Raw genomic sequence first — 15,942 nt, 5'->3', positions numbered from 1 at the left:
CATTTTCAATGGTTACAAATGAAACCAGTTTGGTCAACGTCCCGGAAGGCCACGCTGGAAAGCGGCAGTCCGGGATCAGGGAGGATCGGATGGGCTTTTCCTACATGCCGGGCTTCGGCAACGATTTCGAGACCGAGACGCTGCCCGGCTCGCTGCCGCAGGGGCGCAACTCGCCGCAGCGGCCGGCCTACGGCCTCTATGCCGAGCAGCTTTCCGGCTCGCCCTTCACCGCGCCGCGCGGCACCAACGAGCGCTCCTGGCTTTACCGCATTCGGCCGAGCGTCAGGCACACCGGCCGCTTCAAGGCGGCGAACTATCCTCTATGGAAGACCGCGCCGAATGTCGGCGACCACGAGCTCGCGCTCGGTCAGTACCGCTGGAGCCCGGCGCCGATGCCCAGCGAGCCGACCGACTTCGTTTCCGGCATGCGCACCATGACCACCGCCGGCGACGCGCTCGGCCAATCCGGCATGGCGGCACATGTCTACGTCGCCAACCGCTCGATGGTCGATGATCATTTCTTCAACGCCGACGGCGAACTGATGGTCGTGCCGCAAGTGGGGGCGCTGCGCTTCGTCACCGAGATGGGCATCATCGAGCTAAGGCCCGGCGAGATCGCCGTGCTGCCGCGCGGCCTGGTCTTCAAGGTCGAGCTCACCGACCAGGAGGCGCGCGGCTATGTCTGCGAGAACTATGGCGCGAAGTTCACCATGCCGGACCGCGGCCCGATCGGCGCCAACTGCCTCGCCAACCCGCGCGACTTCAAGACGCCCTGCGCCTGGTTTGAGGAGAAGGAGACGCCGTGCCGGCTGATCGTCAAATGGTGCGGCCAGTTCCATGTCACCGAGATCGGCCATTCGCCGCTGGATGTCGTCGCGTGGCATGGCAACTACGCACCGTTTAAGTATGATCTTGCTACATTTTCGCCGGTCGGCGCCATTCTGTTCGACCATCCGGACCCGTCGATTTTCACGGTCCTGACGGCGCCGAGCGGCGAGGAGGGCACGGCCAATGTCGACTTCGTCATTTTCCCGCCGCGCTGGCTGGTGGCGGAAAACACCTTCCGCCCGCCTTGGTACCACCGCAACATCATGAGCGAGTTCATGGGCCTGATCCACGGCCAGTACGATGCCAAGGAGGAAGGTTTTATCCCTGGCGGTATCAGCCTGCACAATCTGATGCTGGCGCACGGGCCGGATGCGCCAGGTTTCGAGAAAGCCAGCCGAGCGGACTTGAAACCGGTCAAGCTCGACAACACCATGGCCTTCATGTTCGAGACCCGATTCCCGCAGATGCTGACCCGCTATGCCGCCGAGCTCGATACGCGGCAGGACAATTACATCGACTGCTGGGCCGAACTGAAGAAGCGCTTCAACGGCACGCCCGAGGGCGACTGGTCTTGAGCGAGACGGCGGAGCGCCTCGTCCTTCTCGGCTGCAAGGGCGGGCCGGCGGTTCGTCCTGGCGGCCCTTGGCCGAGTTCGTCGCTGCTGGAGATCGGCGGGCGCGTGATCGTCCTCGATTGCGGGTTGGGTGTCACGCGCACCCTGACCGATGCCGGGGTGAGCCTCAAGGCGCTCGACCTGATCTTCATCACGCATCTCCATTCCGACCATGTGCTGGAACTCGGCCCATTGATCCACACCGCCTGGACGGCGGGTCTGGCGACCCCGGTGACCGTCTACGGGCCGCCGGGCACCGGACATTGCTGGCAGCACTTCTGCCAGGCGATGGAATTCGACATCGAAATCCGCATCGTCGACGAGGGCCGGCCGGATATCCGCGGACTGGTTTCGGTCGAGGAGTTCGGCGAAGGCACGGTGCTTGAGGAGCGCGGCCTCACGGTAGCGGCGCTGCGCGTCGACCATCCGCCGGTGACCGACTGCTTCGCGCTGCGCTTCGATCATGGCGGCAGGAGCGTGGTATTCTCCGCCGACACCGCATTCTTCCCGCCCCTGGGCGATTTTGCCCGCGGCGCCGACATTCTCGTCCACGAAGCCATGCTGGAAGCGGGCGTCGAACGGCTGGTCGCCAGGACCGGCAACGGCGCGCGGCTACGCGAGCATCTCTTCGCCAGCCATAGCCTGGCCGAAGAAGCAGGCCGCGTCGCCAGCGATGCCGGCGTGAAGCGGCTGGTGCTCAATCACCTCATTCCGGCCGACGATCCCGCGATCGGCGAGGCCGACTGGATCGCCGCCGTCAGGAAAACATGGCCGGGCGACTTGACGATCGCCCGCGACGGCCTTGTTGTACGATTAAGCGGCGACCAGGCCGCGTCAGGAGAGGAAACCGCATGAAGCTTGCCACATTGAAGAACGGGACGCGCGACGGGAAGCTGGTCGTGGTCTCGCGCGATCTGACGCGGTTCACCGACGCCTCCTTCCTGGTGCCGACGCTGCAGGCCGCGCTCGATGATTGGCGGCGGATCTCGCCGCATCTGGCGGCCATGGCGGAATCGCTCGAGGCCAACGCCGTGCCTTCGGCGCGTTTCCACGAGCATGACGCGCATTCGCCGCTGCCGCGCGCTTATCAATGGGCGGACGGCTCGGCCTATGTGAACCATGTCGAGCTGGTGCGGAAGGCGCGCGGCGTCGAGATGCCGGCGAGCTTCTGGACCGACCCGCTGATCTATCAGGGCGGCTCGGACTCCTTCATTCCGCCACGCGATCCGATCCGCATGGCCGACGAGGCCTTCGGCATCGACATGGAGGCCGAGGTCGCCGTCATTGTCGACGACGTGCCGATGGGCGCCGGGCAGGACGAGGCAAGGGATGCGATTCGCCTGATCATGCTGGTCAACGACGTGACGCTGCGCGCCGTCACCGGGCCGGAACTGGCAAAAGGCTTCGGCTTTTTCCAGTCGAAACCCTCATCCGCCTTCTCGCCCGTCGCGGTGACGCCGGACGAGCTGGGCGACGCCTGGGATGGCGGCAAGGTCAACCTGCCGCTGCTTGCCGACCTCAACGGCAAGCCTTTCGGCCGCGCCAATGCCGGCATCGACATGACCTTCGATTTTCCGGCACTGATCGTGCATGCCGCCAAGACCCGGCCGCTCACCGCCGGCACCATCATCGGTTCCGGCACCGTCTCCAACAAGCTCGACGGCGGACCCGGCAAGCCGGTCTCGGCCGGCGACGCCGGCTATTCTTGCATCGCCGAACTGCGCATGATCGAGACCATCGAGAGCGGCGAACCGAAGACGCCCTTCCTGCGCTTCGGCGACACGGTGCGCATCGAGATGAAGGACAAGGCCGGCCATTCGATCTTCGGCGCCATCGAGCAGAAGGTCGAGAAATACGAGAGGTGAGGGAGAGTCCGGGCGGATGACCCTGCTCGACCACCTGCGCCGCATGGCGCGCAACAATCTCTGGTCGAACGACCGGCTCTACCGTGCCGTCCTGGCGCTTCGACCGGGCGAGTTCGAGGCCAAGCGCACCAGCTTCTTTCCCTCGATCAGGGAAACGCTCAACCACATTCTGGCGGTCGATCATCTCTATCTCGATTTCCTGACGGGTGGCGGGCTCGGCGCCGCGGCCTACGACGACTTCGTGCCCTTCGACGAAGCGGCAAGCCTGGCGGCGGCACAGGTCGATTTCGACCGCAGGCTTGTCGCCTTCTGCGACGGACTGTTGGAGGCGGATCTCGACCGCCGCGTCATCACCGACCGCCGCGAGGACGGCATGATCCCCGAACGGATCGGCGATATCCTCGCTCACGTCTTCCTGCACGACATCCATCATCGCGGCCAAGTCCACGCGATGCTCTCCGGCACCTCGGTTGCGCCGCCGCAATTGGATGAGTTTTTGCTCGATTACGATCTGAAACTCAGGAAGGACGAGGTCGAGCGGCTGGGGTTGTGAGCCGCTCGACGTCTTGCGGGACCTACGCTGCCTTGCCGTCCACCTTCAGCACGCCGCGCTTGATCTGGTCCTGTTCGATCGACTCGAACAGTGCGCGGAAATTGCCCTCGCCAAAGCCTTCGTCGCCCTTCCGCTGGATGAACTCGAAGAAGATCGGACCGATCACGGTCTTGGAGAAGATCTGCAGCAGGATCTTGGTCGTGCCGCCGTCGACGACGCCTTCGCCGTCGATCAGGATGCCGTGCTTCTTCATCCGCTCGATCGGCTCGTCATGGTCGTGCACGCGGGTGTGCGACATCTCATAGTAGGTGTCGGGCGGACCGGGCATGAACTTCAGCCCGTTGGCGGCGAGCTTGTCGGTGGCGTCGTAGATCGCGTCGGTGCCGACGGCGATGTGCTGGATGCCCTCGCCATTGTACTTCTTCAGATACTCGGCGATCTGGCTGGTCTCGTCCTTGGACTCGTTCAGCGGAATGCGGATCTTGCCGCAGGGCGAGGTGATGGCGCGACTGACCAGACCGGTGATCCTGCCGTCTATGTCGAAGAAATGGATCTGCTTGAAGCCGAACAGGTCGCGATAAAAGTCCCACCACTTGTCCATGCTGCCGCGATAGACATTGTGGGTGAGGTGGTCGAGGTAGTAGAAGCCGACCCCTTCGGGCTTGGGATTGCGCTCGCCCAGCCACTCGAACTCGGCGTCATAGGCCGAGCCCTTCTCGCCATAGGTCTCGATGAAATAGAGCAGCGAGCCGCCAATGCCGACGATCGCCGGCACGTCGAGCGCCTTGTCCTTGCCTTCATAGGGGGTAGCGCCCTTCGATACGGCATGGTCGAAAGCATGCTTGGCGTCGACCACGCGCCAGGCCATCGATGCGGCACAGGGGCCGTGCTTGTCGACGAACTTCATGGCATGCGAGCCGGGTTCGGCGTTGACGACATAGTTGATGTCGCCCTGGCGCCAGACGGTGATGTCCTTACTGCGGTGCTTCGCCACCGCGACATAGCCCATGCGCGTGAAGAGATCGGCGAGTTTCGCCGGCTCCGGATGCGCGAACTCGACGAACTCGAAGCCATCGGTGCCGGCGGGATTCGCCTTGCTGATCCTGGCGGGCGGGGCGTCGTGCGGGAAGGGGCCCATGGCAGTCCTCCAATGCTGTTGCGGCCGATCGAGGCCATCTTCGCCTATGATAGCGCCGCAGGGCCGCACGGTGCTTGCATTCAGCTGCTTGAAATGCTGAAGATATGCGCGAAACATGCATGGATGGAGGAAAATCCGTGGATGATGCGCGACTTGACCAATTCGATCGCAAGATACTGGCGCTGTTGCAAGGCGATGCGCGGCTCACCAACAACGATCTCTCGGAACGTGTGAACCTCTCGGCCTCGCAATGCTCGCGCCGCCGCCAACGGCTGGAGGAAGACGGCTACATCAAAGGCTATCGCGCCGTGCTCGACCGCGATCGGCTCGGCTTTTCGCTGGTCAATGTCATCTCGGTGACCTTGGCCACCCACAACCGTGACAATGCCCGCCGCTTCGGCGAACTGGTGGCGCGCCTGCCCGAGGTGCAGGAAGCGCACGCGCTGACCGGCGAGATGGACTATATCCTTAAGGTGGTGACGCTCGATCTCAAATCACTGTCGGAGTTCGTCAACGGGGTGCTTTTGCCGCATGAGTCTGTGCAGCATGTGAAGACGGCGATCGTGCTCGAAACGCTGAAGGAAACCGGCGCGCTGCCGATTTAGTTTGCGGAGATCTTTGTTGGATGTGACGGCGGGACAGCGCCCCCTCTGTCCTGCCGGACATCTCCCCCACGAGGGCAGGGGAATCGCATATGGCTTTTTGGGACTTGAAGTTGGCCTGAGAAGGGATTCTTTGGGCAGGCAGTCGAACGAAGGAGAGACTGCCATTTCCAGCCTTGAGAGCTATTTTGGCGCGCTGCCCGATCCGCGCGCCGGCAATGCCACGCATCGGCTTGGCGATTTGATCGTGATGATGATCGCGGCGAGCCTGTGCGGGGCGAGCAATGCGACGGAGTTCTCGTTGTTCGCGCAAGAGCGCAAGCAGGCGCTGTCGCGGTTGATCGAATATGAGGTGGCGCCCAGCCACGACACCTTCTCGCGGCTGTTGCGGCTGCTGGATCCAGAGGCGTTCGGCCGTGCTTTCGCCGCCTTTGCCGCGGGCTTCGCGCGTGCCTGCGAGGAGGTGGTCTCGCTCGACGGCAAGGCGCTGCGGCGAGCCTATGAGAAGGGCCTTGCGGCCAGTCCGCCGCTGACGGTGTCAGCCTTCGCCGCCGAGACGCGGCTGTGTCTGGCGGCGGTATCGCCCGGCGCCGGAGAGAACGAGGTCGAGGCAGCCCTCAGGGTCGTCGAACTCATTGATCTTACTGGCAGAATGGTCACCGCCGATGCGCTCCACTGTCACACGCGCATGGCAAAGGCCATCACCGAACGCGGCGGCGACTACCTGCTCGCGCTTAAAGGAAACCGCCGGCACTGGGTTGCTCACGCCAAGCAACAACTGACCGAGATCACCCCCGCTGTCGCGGAGCGGACTGAAACCAGCCATGGCCGCAGCGAATGGCGGCAGGCCGAGGTCGTGGCGGCGGCCGAACCGCTGATGCCCGGTCACAAAGCCTTCATCCGCATCACCAGCCGGCGCGACCAGACCAAGCCGCTGACGCGCCTGTTCATGGCTTCCACATTGCTATCACCGCAACAGGCGCTCGAACTCACAAGAGCCCATTGGCAGATCGAGAATGGGCTGCATTGGATGCTCGACGTCCATCTGGACGAGGATCAATCCCGCGCCCGCAAGGACAATGCTCCCGCCAACACCGCGCTCCTCAACCGCATCGCCAGAAACATCCTTCAGGGCGCCGATGTCGACAAAGTCCCCATTAGCCACCGCATCAAGAAATGCGCCTGGAATGACGACTACCTCATCCAGGCGCTTACTCATATGCGATAGCCCTGCCCACGAGGGGGGAGATCGAAGTCACGCCGGCTTTCGCCAATCGCCAACGTCAGGGAATGGCGCCGTCGCCAACGCTGCCAATCTCTCCACCCGTGGGGGAGATGTCCGACAGGACAGAGGGGGCGCGAAGGATCGCCAACTGCGGAATTGGCTCTCGCCAATGCGCCAAGCTTTCACCCCCGCTGCTGCTGGATCAGCCCATAAAGATTGGTGCAGCGCGCCCCCGAGCGGCAGTAGGCGAAGACCGGCCCTTCGAGCTCCTCGAGCGCGGCGGCCTGGTCCTCGACATTCTCCATGGTGAGCTGGCCGCTGATCACCGGGATAAAGCGGAACGCCAGCCCCGCGGCCTCGGCTGCGGCCTTGACGCTGCCGGCCGACGGCTGGCCCGGCTGCTCGTTGTCCGGCCGGTTGCAGATCACGCTCTTGAAGCCGGCGTCCTTGATGGCGGCGATGTCGTCGGGCTGGATCTGCCCGGCGACCGAGTAATCCTCGCTGATCTGGCGGTATTCCATGATAATCGTCCTCGCGATCTCTTTGGCGGCAGTTTTGCCACTCCCGGGCAGGGGCGGCAATGCATGCCGGAAGATTTCTCTGCCAAATAGCGATCCCGGACCCGAAAATCCAACCGGGCCAACATGGGCCCGGTTGACGCGATGCCGCTCAGCTGCCGAGGATCGCGCCTTTAATCTGCGTAATGTTGTTGTGCATCATGTCGATATAGGTCGAGGCCGGGCCGTCGGGTCCGGACAGCGCATCCGAATAGAGCGTGCCGCCGACCTTGATGCCGGTCTCGCCGGCGATCTGCTCGATCAGCCGCGGATTGGTGATGTTCTCGATGAAGATCGCCGCGGCCTTGTCCTGTTTGACCTGCTCGACCAGCTTGGCGACGTCGGCGGCAGACGGCTCGGAATCGGTCGAGATGCCTTGCGGTGCCAGGAAGGTCAGCCCGTATTCGTGCTCGAAATAGCCGAAGGCGTCGTGCGAGGTGATGACCACGCGCTTCGCTTCAGGGATCGACTGGATCGCCGCCTTCACTTCGCCTTCCAGCGCATCGAGCTTGGTGGCGTAGGTGGCGGCGTTGGCCTTGTAGCTGTCGCAGCCCTCGCTGTCGGCGGCGCAGAAGGCGTCGGCTATATTCTTCACATAGATCCTGGCGTTTGCGATCGACTGGAAGGCGTGCGGATCTGTGACGGTCTTGCCCCTGCTGGTGCCGGCACCTTCGGCAGCATCCGCATCGGCGAATTCCGGCTTGAAGTCGATCGGCGTGACGCCCTTGGTCAGGGTGACGATCACGGCTTTGGTGGCGCTGGCGTCGACCAGGCGCTGCAGAAAGCCTTCGAAATGCAGGCCGTTGACCAGCACAACGTCGGCGCCCGCCATCGCCACTGCGTCCGCCGGGCTCGGCTCATAGACATGCGCGTCACCATCCGGGCCGACGATGGTGGTGATGTTGACGCGATCACCGCCGACATTTTTCGCCAAGTCTGCAATCACCGTGAAACTCGCCACCACCTTGAGCGGCGCTGCGACGGCCGAGGAGGCTGCGAAAGCGCTTAATGTTATAACGCTCACCGCCAGCGCGGCACGGATGGATTTCAGCATTGGTAAGTCTCCTTGCTTGGGTAGGCGGGATCAGGCGGTCCGGTGGCGGTGATGCACAATGCGGGCGCGCAGCGCGCCGCGCGAGCCGAACAGGATCGAGAAGAAATAGACGACGCCGGCCGACAGGATGATCGCCGGGCCGGACGGCAGTGACGCATGATAGGACAAAAGCAGCCCGGCGATGCAGGAGGCAAAGCCGATCAGCACCGCCAGCACGCACATCGGCTCGACCCGCACCGTCCAGAAGCGGGCAGAAGCCGCCGGCAGCATCATCAGCCCGACCGACAGCAGCGTGCCGAGCGCCTGGAAACCGCCGACCAGATTGAGCACGACCAGCCCGAGGAAGATGAAATGCACCGGGCTGCCCATGCGGCTCACCGAACGCAGGAACAGCGGATCGAGGCATTCGGCCACCAGCGCCCGCCAGAAGACGGCGAGGCTGGCGAGCGTCACCGCCACGATGCCGCCGATCAGCGCCAGCGCCTCATTGTTGAGCGCCAGCACCGTGCCGAACAGCACATGCATGAGGTCGACGCTTGAGCCGCGGATCGATACCATCAGCACGCCGACGGCGAGCGAGATGAGATAGAAGGCGGCCATCGAGGCGTCCTCGCGCTGGATGGTGAAGCGCGAAACGGCACCGGCGCCGAGCGCCACGATAATGCCGGCGATCAGTCCGCCGATGGTCATCGGCAGGATTTCAAGGCCGTAGAGCAGGAAGCCGGCTGCGGCCCCGGGCAGGATGGCGTGCGCCATGGCGTCGCCCGACAGGCTCATGCGCCGCAGCATCAGAAAGACGCCGACGGGGCAGGCGCCGAGCGACAGCATCAGCGAGCCGAACAACGCCCGCTGCATGAAGGCGAAGTCGGCAAAAGGCGCGATGAACAGGCCGTAGAGGAATTCCATTACGCCGCCCTCGGTCCCGAGCCATGGCCGTGATGATGATTATGCGTGTGCACGTGGTCATGATGTTCGTGGTCATGGCCATGATCGTGCTCGCTGGGCTCGCACCAGGGAGCGTTCTCTTCCCAGGCCTCGTGGAAGCGTCGTGCCTTGAGCAGGTTCTCCGGCCGCAGTGTCTCTTTCGTCTCGCCCCAGGCAACGGGCTGACGGGCAAGCAGCAAGGTCTCGGGAAAATTCTGCCGCACCAGATCGAGGTCGTGGACGACGACCATGATGGTGCGTTCCTCGCCATGCCAGTGCTTGATAAGCTGGATGAGGTCGCCGACGGTCTTGGCGTCGACCGCGTTGAAGGGTTCGTCGAGCAGGATGAGGTCCGCGTCCTGCAGAAGCACGCGGGCAAACAGCGTGCGCTGCAGCTGGCCCCCGGATAGCGTGTCGATCGGGCGCGTTTCGAAGCCGCCGAGACCGACCGCCATCAGCGCCTTTCCGACGGATTCCCGATCCTCTTTGGTGTAGCGTCCGAGCATGCCGCGCTTCGGCCACAGGCCAAGCGAAACCAGGTCGACGACCCGCGCCGGGAAGCTGCGGTCGAGCTCCGATTGCTGCGGCAGATAGGCCGTGCGCACGCCGGGCGCGCGTACGACCGCGCCTTCCATCGGCTTGAGCACGCCGACGATGCCTTTCATCAGCGTCGACTTGCCCGAACCATTGGCGCCGACCACGGCGGTCAGCGAGCCTTTGCGGACAATGCCGTTGAGGTGATGGATGGCTGGATGGCTGTTGTAGCCCAGCGTCAGGTCGCGGAAGGTCAGGCAGGCATTGGTCATCAGACGATCCGTGGCGGCGATCCGCGAAACAGTGCGGTCGAGTCGATATGTGATGTTATTACATAAGTCAACATGCCCAACTGGCGGAATTGCGGCGCGCCCGGTCAACTCGCCGTGTACGCGGTCCGGTCGAGGCCGGACAATTGGCTCAACTGGTTTCATCCCGGCCGGCCTTGCCGGAAGCGCACCTCGACTCTAAAGAGGCGCCATCCACAACAGGAAGGAACGCCCAATGAGCATTCGTCGCATCGATGTTGGCCCGCGCATGAGCCAGATCGTCATCCATGGCAACACCGTCTATCTGGCCGGTCAGGTCGGCGAGCCCGGCGGCAACGTCGCCTCGCAGACCCGCGACATCCTGAAGACCGTCGACGAGTTGCTGGCACAGGCCGGCACCGACAAGACCAAGATCCTGCAGGCGATCGTGTGGCTGGCCGACATGAGCACCTTCGCCGAGATGAACTCGGAATGGGACAAATGGGTGCCGCAGGGCCACACGCCGGCCCGCGCGACCGGCGAAGCCAAGCTGGCCGGTCCGGAGTATCTGGTCGAGATGATTATCACCGCGGCGATCTAAGCGCTGCCTGCCTTCTCCCCTTGTCAAGGGGAGAAGGCGAAGTGCTACCCCTGCGACGGGGTGAACCTTGCCACGAGCGTGTGGCTTTCCGCCGGATAGATGAAGCGCACATGGGTGACCGGGTGCTCGGCGCTCCAGGTGCGGCGCTCGACCACCAGGCAGGGCGCGCCGGGATCGATGTCGAGCGCGTCGGCGATATTGTCGTCCGCCGCCATGGCGCGGATGCGGTGCTCGGCCTCGCTCCACGGCACGCGCCCGATCAGCCACGGCCCGGGGGCAATGGCGAGAAACTCTTCCTCGGTCGCCTCGGAAACCGCCGAGAGATTGATCAGGCGCTGCTCCAGCGCAAACGGCCTTTCGCCGGCAAAATGCAGGTTTTCCAACCATAGCACCGGACCCGGGGTGGAGAGCCCAAGCAAGGCGCGGTCCTCGGCGCTGCTGCGCCGCTTCACCCGCTCAAGCCGCTCATAGCGATAGGGCAGGCCAAGCGCTTCCACCTCGATCCTGATGTCATGGATTTCCAGCACCGCGGCTTGGGATTGCGGCTGGCGGACAAAGCTTCCCGAACGCCGTCGCCGCTCGATCAGTCCCGACTTGGCGAGTTGCGACAGCGCCTTGTTCACCGTCATGCGCGAGCATTTGTATTCAGCCGTCAGCTCGTGCTCGAACGGAATGCGGTGGCCAGGCGCCCAGGCGCCGGAGACGATCTTTTCGCGTATGTCGGAGAGGATGCGCTGGTGCAGCGAGATGCTCTCGCCATCCTCCATCTCCGTCACTTCGACCAAGCTCATCGACATCAGCCCTCCGAAAGCGCCGTCATCGTCCGGCGGAACCGCTCGGCCACGGCCTCACGCTTGGCATGCCGACCGCCGCTGACCTGCTTTCGACCATGCACCCAGACGCAATCGACGCTGCTGCCATTGGCGAAGATCCAGGCATCGAGGATCGCATCGCCGCTCTTGCCCGCCAGCGAGGGATCGCCGGCATCGAGCGAAACAAGGTCGGCGGGAGCACCCACCGCGATATGCGACGGTCCGGCCCCGAGCGCCTGGGCGCCGCCATCGGCTGCGGCATCGAACAGCGCGCGCCCCGTGGAACCGCCGGCGCGCGCCAGCACGTTGCGCGCGCGGTGGGCGAGGCGCTGCGAATATTCGAGCTGCCTGAGCTCGTCCGGCAGGCCGATCAGCACATTGGAATCGGAGCCGACGCCGAAGCGGCCGCCATGCTCGACGAACAGCGGCGCGGCAAAAGTGCCGTCGCCGAGATTGGCCTCGGTGATCGGGCACAGTCCGGCGATCGCGCCGCTCCTGGCCATGGCGATGGTTTCGGCCTCGGTCATATGCGTGGCATGGATCAGGCACCAGCGCTCGTCCACCGAGGCGTTGCCGAGCAGGAATTCGACCGGCCGCGCGCCCGACCAGGCAACGCAATCCTGCACTTCCTTCATCTGCTCGGCGATATGGATGTGGACTGGGCCATGCGGCGCCATCGCCGCGACAGCGTTGAGTTCGTCCGGCGTTGCGGCGCGCAGGCTGTGCGGTGCGACGCCGACGACTGCCTGCTCAAGGAGGCGAACGCTTTCACGACATTTTTCAAGCAAGCGCCCGAAGCTGTCGATATCATTGATGAATCGCCGCTGGCCCTCGGTGGGCGCGCTGCCGCCGAAGGTGGAGTGGGCGTAGAAGACCGGCAGCAACGTCAGTCCGATGCCCGCCTCCGCGGCGGCGGCCGCGATCCGCTCCGCCATCTCGGCGATGTTGGCATAGGGTCGCCCGTCACGGTCGTGATGCAGATAATGGAACTCCCCGACACGCGAGAAGCCGGCCTCCAGCATCTCGACATAAAGCTGCGCCGCGACCGCCTCGACCTGGTCCGGCGTCATCGACAGCGCGAAGCGGTACATCACCTCGCGCCAGCTCCAGAAACTGTCGGCCGAGGGGCCGCGCAACTCGGCCAAACCCGCCATGCCGCGCTGGAAGGCGTGGCTGTGAAGATTGGGCATGCCGGGCAACAGAATGGCATGGCGTTCGTCGTCGGCCTGCGGTGAGGCGCCGGCCTCGACGGCACCAATGCGGCCGCTGTCGAAAACGATCCGCACATTGGCTTGCCAACCTTCTGCCAGCAGCGCCTGTTCCGCAAAGATCGCCGTCACGTCCATCTCCGAATCTGAGCTTTGAGCGACGATATCACTTGCGTCGCGCTTCAATATGTATATACATAATTGCCATCCTTTCAAATGGAAAAGATGATGGGTGGAGATAACGGGAAGAGCGGCTTTCGTCTCTGGCGCAATGCGCGCCTGGCCACGATGGCAGAGGGTGCTGCCGGCCTGGGCATTGTCGAAAGGGGTGCTATTGCCGCGCGCGATGGGCTTATTGTCTATGCCGGCGCGGAAGCCGACATGCCGGGCTCATTCGGGCAGGGTGCCGAGACCATCGATTGCCAAGGCCGCTGGATCACGCCCGGTCTGATCGACTGCCACACGCACCTTGTCTATGCCGGCAACCGCGCCAACGAATTCGAGATGAGGCTGTCCGGGGCCACTTATGAAGAAGTCGCCCGCGCCGGGGGCGGCATCGTCTCCTCCGTCAAATCGCTACGTGCAGCCGGCGAAGACGCGCTCGTCGCCGAGACGCTGCCGCGCCTCGACGCGCTGCTGGCCGAAGGGGTCACGAGTGTGGAGATCAAGTCCGGCTACGGCCTCGATCTCGATAATGAGAAGAAGTCGCTGCGCGCCGCCCGTCGGCTGGAGAGCGAGCGGAAGGTGACAATCCGCACGACCTGTCTCGCCGCGCACGCGCTGCCGCCGGAAGCCAATGGCGACAAGGACGCTTTCATCGATCTGGTTGCCGCCACGATCCTCCCCGCGGTCGCCGCCGAAAAGCTTGCCGATGCCGTCGACGGATTCTGCGAGGGTATCGCCTTCTCGCCGGAGCAGATTTCGCGCGTCTTCGACAAGACGAAGGCACTCGGGCTGCCGGTAAAGCTCCATGCCGACCAACTCTCCAATCTGCATGGGGCAGCGCTAGCCGCGCGCTACGGCGCACTTTCGGCCGACCATCTCGAATACACCGACGAGGCGGGCGCTGCGGCGATGGCCAAGGCTGGCACCGTGGCGACCATCCTGCCCGGCGCCTATTACTTCATCCGCGAGACGAAAAAGCCGCCGATCGACCTTTTCCGCCGGCATGGCGTAAAGATGGCGGTCGCCACCGACAGCAATCCCGGCACCTCGCCGCTCACGTCGTTGCTGCTCACCATGAACATGGCCGCGACGCTCTTCGGCCTGACCGTCGAGGAATGCCTTGGCGGCGTCACCCGCGAGGCCGCGCGGGCGCTGGGGCTGCTCGACGAGACCGGCACGCTGGAAGCCGGCAAGTCGGCCGATCTCGCCATCTGGAACATCGAGCGCCCGGCCGAGCTCGTCTACCGCATGGGCTTCAACCCGCTCCATGCCCGCATCTGGAGAGGACAATGACCGAACTGATCCTGAAGCCCGGCAGCGCCACACTTGGCGATTGGCGCGCCATCTATCGCGGCGCCGTGCCGAAACTTCACGCCGCCTGCCGGCCGAAGATCAAGGCCAGCGCCGAAGCGGTCGGCCGCATCGTCGCCAAGGGTGAGCCGGTCTACGGCATCAACACCGGTTTCGGCAAGCTGGCCAGCGTCCGCATACCGGCAAACGATCTCGAAACGCTTCAGCGCAACATCGTGCTCTCACACGCCGCCGGCGTCGGCGAGCCGATGCCTGCCGCGGTGGTGCGGCTGATGATGGCGCTGAAGCTTGCCAGCCTCGCCCAGGGTGCTTCCGGTGTTCGCGCCGAGACCATCGACCTGCTTCAAGGTATGCTCGCCAACGACGTCATCCCGGTGGTGCCGGCGCAGGGCTCGGTCGGTGCTTCGGGCGACCTCGCGCCGCTTGCTCACATGACTGCCGTCATGATCGGTGTCGGTGAATGTTTTACCCCGCACGGCCGCTTTCCGGCCAAGGTCGCTTTCGTCTCGCACGGACTTGAGCCGGTGACGCTCGGTGCCAAGGAAGGCCTGGCGTTGCTCAACGGTACGCAGTTCTCGACCGCTTTCGCACTTGCCGGCCTGTTCGAGGCCGAGACGCTCTATCAGTCGGCGCTGGTTGCCGGTGCGCTGTCGACCGATGCCGCGCGCGGCTCCGATGCCCCCTTCGATCCACGCATCCATTTGCTGCGCAAGCATCGCGGCCAGATCGAGTCGGCGGAGGCGCTTCGTAATTTGATGGCCGGCAGCGCCATCCGTGAATCGCACCGCCTCGGCGACGAGCGCGTGCAGGATCCCTACTGCCTGCGCTGCCAGCCGCAGGTGATGGGCGCCGCCCTCGACGTGCTGCGCAAGTCGGCTGACACGCTGGAGACTGAGGCGAACGGCGTCACCGACAATCCGCTGATCTTCGCCGAGGACGACACCGCGCTTTCGGGCGGCAATTTCCACGCCGAGCCGGTGGCCTTCGCCGCCGACATGATCGCGCTTGCCGTCTGCGAGATCGGCTCCCTGTCGGAGCGGCGCATCGCCATGCTGGTCGATCCGGCGCTCTCCGGTATGCCGGCTTTCCTTACGCCGAAGCCGGGCCTGAATTCCGGCTTCATGATCCCGCAAGTGACGGCGGCGGCGCTGGTTTCGGAAAACAAGCAGAAGGCCTACCCGGCGAGCGTCGATTCGATCCCGACCTCGGCCAACCAGGAAGATCACGTCTCCATGGCCGCCCACGGCGCGCGGCGGCTGCTCGGCATGATCGAGAATGCCACCGCCGTCATCGGCATCGAATTGCTGGCGGCCGCGCAGGGCTGCGATTTCCACGCCCCGCTGGCATCGAGCGAGGCGTTGGAAGCCGTGCGCAGGCTGGTCCGGGCCGAGGTGCCGCATCTCGACAACGACCGGCATTTCCACCCCGACATGGAAAAGGCGATCGCCCTGGTGCGCAGCGGCGCCGCGGTGAATGCGGCCGGTGTGGTCGCGCTGCCGGGGATTGCGTCGTGAGATTGAACGCTCTGATAGGTCGCGTTCCTTCGCGCCCCCCTCTGTCCTGCCGGACATCTCCCCCACAAGGGGGGAGATCAGCCGTCGCGTCGGCTTTCGCCAATCTCCAGCGGCGCAGGATCGAGCGATGCGCTGCAGCCGCCAATCTCCCCCCAAGTGGGGGAGATGTCCGGCAGGACAGAGGGGGGCG

At 64.5% G+C, this 15,942-nt stretch carries 16 protein-coding genes; 9 read left to right on the top strand and 7 right to left on the bottom strand.

The window, feature by feature from the left end; genetic code table 11:
• The first annotated feature begins 89 nt into the window (after positions 1-89).
• Genes hmgA through EJ074_RS04245 form a run of 4 tightly spaced genes read left to right on the top strand, consistent with a single transcriptional unit; the run spans position 90 to position 3,859 of the window.
• The gene (gene hmgA / locus EJ074_RS04260) at positions 90-1,403 is read left to right on the top strand and encodes a homogentisate 1,2-dioxygenase (protein WP_095809135.1); all 1,314 of its coding nucleotides are present in this window, start codon (positions 90-92) and stop codon (positions 1,401-1,403) included.
• A complete protein-coding gene (locus EJ074_RS04255) occupies positions 1,400-2,296 on the top strand; it encodes an MBL fold metallo-hydrolase (protein WP_245420663.1) in 897 nt (298 codons plus the stop codon). Before hmgA ends, EJ074_RS04255 begins: the two co-directional genes overlap by 4 nt.
• Positions 2,293-3,306 (top strand): fumarylacetoacetate hydrolase family protein, encoded by a 1,014-nt coding sequence (locus tag EJ074_RS04250; RefSeq protein WP_095809075.1) that lies wholly within the window; start codon positions 2,293-2,295, stop codon positions 3,304-3,306. Before EJ074_RS04255 ends, EJ074_RS04250 begins: the two co-directional genes overlap by 4 nt.
• Positions 3,307-3,322: 16 nt before the next feature.
• Positions 3,323-3,859 (top strand): DinB family protein, encoded by a 537-nt coding sequence (locus EJ074_RS04245; protein WP_095809074.1) that lies wholly within the window; start codon positions 3,323-3,325, stop codon positions 3,857-3,859.
• A 22-nt stretch (positions 3,860-3,881) separates the two neighbouring features.
• On the opposite strand, the gene hppD is transcribed toward EJ074_RS04245, so the two are convergent.
• On the bottom strand, positions 3,882-4,997 hold the full coding sequence (gene hppD, locus EJ074_RS04240; RefSeq protein ID WP_095809134.1) for a 4-hydroxyphenylpyruvate dioxygenase: 1,116 nt from the start codon (positions 4,995-4,997) through the stop codon (positions 3,882-3,884).
• A gap of 137 nt (positions 4,998-5,134) precedes the next feature.
• On the opposite strand from hppD, the gene EJ074_RS04235 reads away from it, so the two are divergent.
• Both EJ074_RS04235 and EJ074_RS04230 read left to right on the top strand, forming a co-directional pair.
• A complete protein-coding gene (locus tag EJ074_RS04235) occupies positions 5,135-5,602 on the top strand; it encodes an Lrp/AsnC family transcriptional regulator (RefSeq protein ID WP_095809133.1) in 468 nt (155 codons plus the stop codon).
• A gap of 130 nt (positions 5,603-5,732) precedes the next feature.
• The gene (locus EJ074_RS04230) at positions 5,733-6,827 is read left to right on the top strand and encodes an ISAs1 family transposase (RefSeq protein ID WP_245454792.1); all 1,095 of its coding nucleotides are present in this window, start codon (positions 5,733-5,735) and stop codon (positions 6,825-6,827) included.
• A gap of 179 nt (positions 6,828-7,006) precedes the next feature.
• Here EJ074_RS04230 and EJ074_RS04225 read toward each other — a convergent pair whose 3' ends face one another.
• From EJ074_RS04225 to aztA, 4 genes are all read right to left on the bottom strand, one after another.
• A complete protein-coding gene (locus EJ074_RS04225) occupies positions 7,007-7,345 on the bottom strand; it encodes a TIGR01244 family sulfur transferase (RefSeq protein ID WP_095808400.1) in 339 nt (112 codons plus the stop codon).
• Positions 7,346-7,493: 148 nt separating this feature from the next.
• Positions 7,494-8,435 carry a zinc ABC transporter substrate-binding protein AztC gene (gene aztC / locus EJ074_RS04220; protein WP_095808399.1) on the bottom strand — a complete coding sequence of 314 codons (942 nt, stop codon included), beginning with the start codon at positions 8,433-8,435 and terminating at the stop codon, positions 7,494-7,496.
• Positions 8,436-8,465: 30 nt separating this feature from the next.
• Positions 8,466-9,341, bottom strand: a complete 876-nt coding sequence (gene aztB / locus EJ074_RS04215; RefSeq protein ID WP_095808398.1) for a zinc ABC transporter permease AztB — start codon at positions 9,339-9,341, stop codon at positions 8,466-8,468.
• Entirely contained in the window at positions 9,341-10,165 is an 825-nt protein-coding gene (aztA, locus tag EJ074_RS04210) for a zinc ABC transporter ATP-binding protein AztA (RefSeq protein WP_095808397.1), read from the bottom strand. The genes aztB and aztA overlap by 1 nt, the downstream gene beginning before the upstream one ends.
• 232 nt (positions 10,166-10,397) lie before the next feature.
• Between aztA and EJ074_RS04205 the strand changes: the two genes are divergently transcribed.
• On the top strand, positions 10,398-10,742 hold the full coding sequence (locus EJ074_RS04205) for a RidA family protein (protein WP_095808396.1): 345 nt from the start codon (positions 10,398-10,400) through the stop codon (positions 10,740-10,742).
• A 44-nt stretch (positions 10,743-10,786) separates the two neighbouring features.
• On the opposite strand, the gene hutC is transcribed toward EJ074_RS04205, so the two are convergent.
• Complete coding sequence (gene hutC / locus EJ074_RS04200; RefSeq protein WP_165350043.1) at positions 10,787-11,533, bottom strand: histidine utilization repressor; 747 nt, start codon at positions 11,531-11,533, stop codon at positions 10,787-10,789.
• 5 nt (positions 11,534-11,538) lie between these two features.
• Positions 11,539-12,894: a formimidoylglutamate deiminase gene (locus EJ074_RS04195; RefSeq protein ID WP_095808421.1), complete on the bottom strand. Its 1,356-nt coding sequence runs from the start codon at positions 12,892-12,894 to the stop codon at positions 11,539-11,541.
• Positions 12,895-12,990: 96 nt separating this feature from the next.
• Here EJ074_RS04195 and hutI point away from each other — a divergent pair, with 96 nt between their 5' ends.
• Together hutI and hutH are read left to right on the top strand one after the other, a co-directional pair.
• Positions 12,991-14,220 (top strand): imidazolonepropionase, encoded by a 1,230-nt coding sequence (gene hutI / locus EJ074_RS04190; RefSeq protein WP_165350042.1) that lies wholly within the window; start codon positions 12,991-12,993, stop codon positions 14,218-14,220.
• Positions 14,217-15,752 carry a histidine ammonia-lyase gene (gene hutH / locus EJ074_RS04185; RefSeq protein ID WP_095808395.1) on the top strand — a complete coding sequence of 512 codons (1,536 nt, stop codon included), beginning with the start codon at positions 14,217-14,219 and terminating at the stop codon, positions 15,750-15,752. The genes hutI and hutH overlap by 4 nt, the downstream gene beginning before the upstream one ends.
• Positions 15,753-15,942: the final 190 nt, after the last annotated feature.

The sequence above is a fragment of the Mesorhizobium sp. M3A.F.Ca.ET.080.04.2.1 genome (assembly GCF_003952525.1).
Classification (GTDB): Bacteria; Pseudomonadota; Alphaproteobacteria; order Rhizobiales; family Rhizobiaceae; genus Mesorhizobium.
This window is presented reverse-complemented; position numbering and strand designations above follow the sequence as displayed.

Coding starts and splice junctions, on each gene's coding strand:
- hutC (WP_165350043.1), bottom strand. CDS start 11,533: ATGAGCTTGGTCGAAGTGACGGAGATGGAGGATGGCGAGAGCATCTCG.
- EJ074_RS04225 (WP_095808400.1), bottom strand. CDS start 7,345: ATGGAATACCGCCAGATCAGCGAGGATTACTCGGTCGCCGGGCAGATC.
- aztB (WP_095808398.1), bottom strand. CDS start 9,341: ATGGAATTCCTCTACGGCCTGTTCATCGCGCCTTTTGCCGACTTCGCC.
- EJ074_RS04245 (WP_095809074.1), top strand. CDS start 3,323: ATGACCCTGCTCGACCACCTGCGCCGCATGGCGCGCAACAATCTCTGG.
- hmgA (WP_095809135.1), top strand. CDS start 90: ATGGGCTTTTCCTACATGCCGGGCTTCGGCAACGATTTCGAGACCGAG.
- hutH (WP_095808395.1), top strand. CDS start 14,217: ATGACCGAACTGATCCTGAAGCCCGGCAGCGCCACACTTGGCGATTGG.
- hutI (WP_165350042.1), top strand. CDS start 12,991: ATGGGTGGAGATAACGGGAAGAGCGGCTTTCGTCTCTGGCGCAATGCG.
- aztA (WP_095808397.1), bottom strand. CDS start 10,165: ATGACCAATGCCTGCCTGACCTTCCGCGACCTGACGCTGGGCTACAAC.
- EJ074_RS04250 (WP_095809075.1), top strand. CDS start 2,293: ATGAAGCTTGCCACATTGAAGAACGGGACGCGCGACGGGAAGCTGGTC.
- EJ074_RS04205 (WP_095808396.1), top strand. CDS start 10,398: ATGAGCATTCGTCGCATCGATGTTGGCCCGCGCATGAGCCAGATCGTC.
- aztC (WP_095808399.1), bottom strand. CDS start 8,435: ATGCTGAAATCCATCCGTGCCGCGCTGGCGGTGAGCGTTATAACATTA.
- hppD (WP_095809134.1), bottom strand. CDS start 4,997: ATGGGCCCCTTCCCGCACGACGCCCCGCCCGCCAGGATCAGCAAGGCG.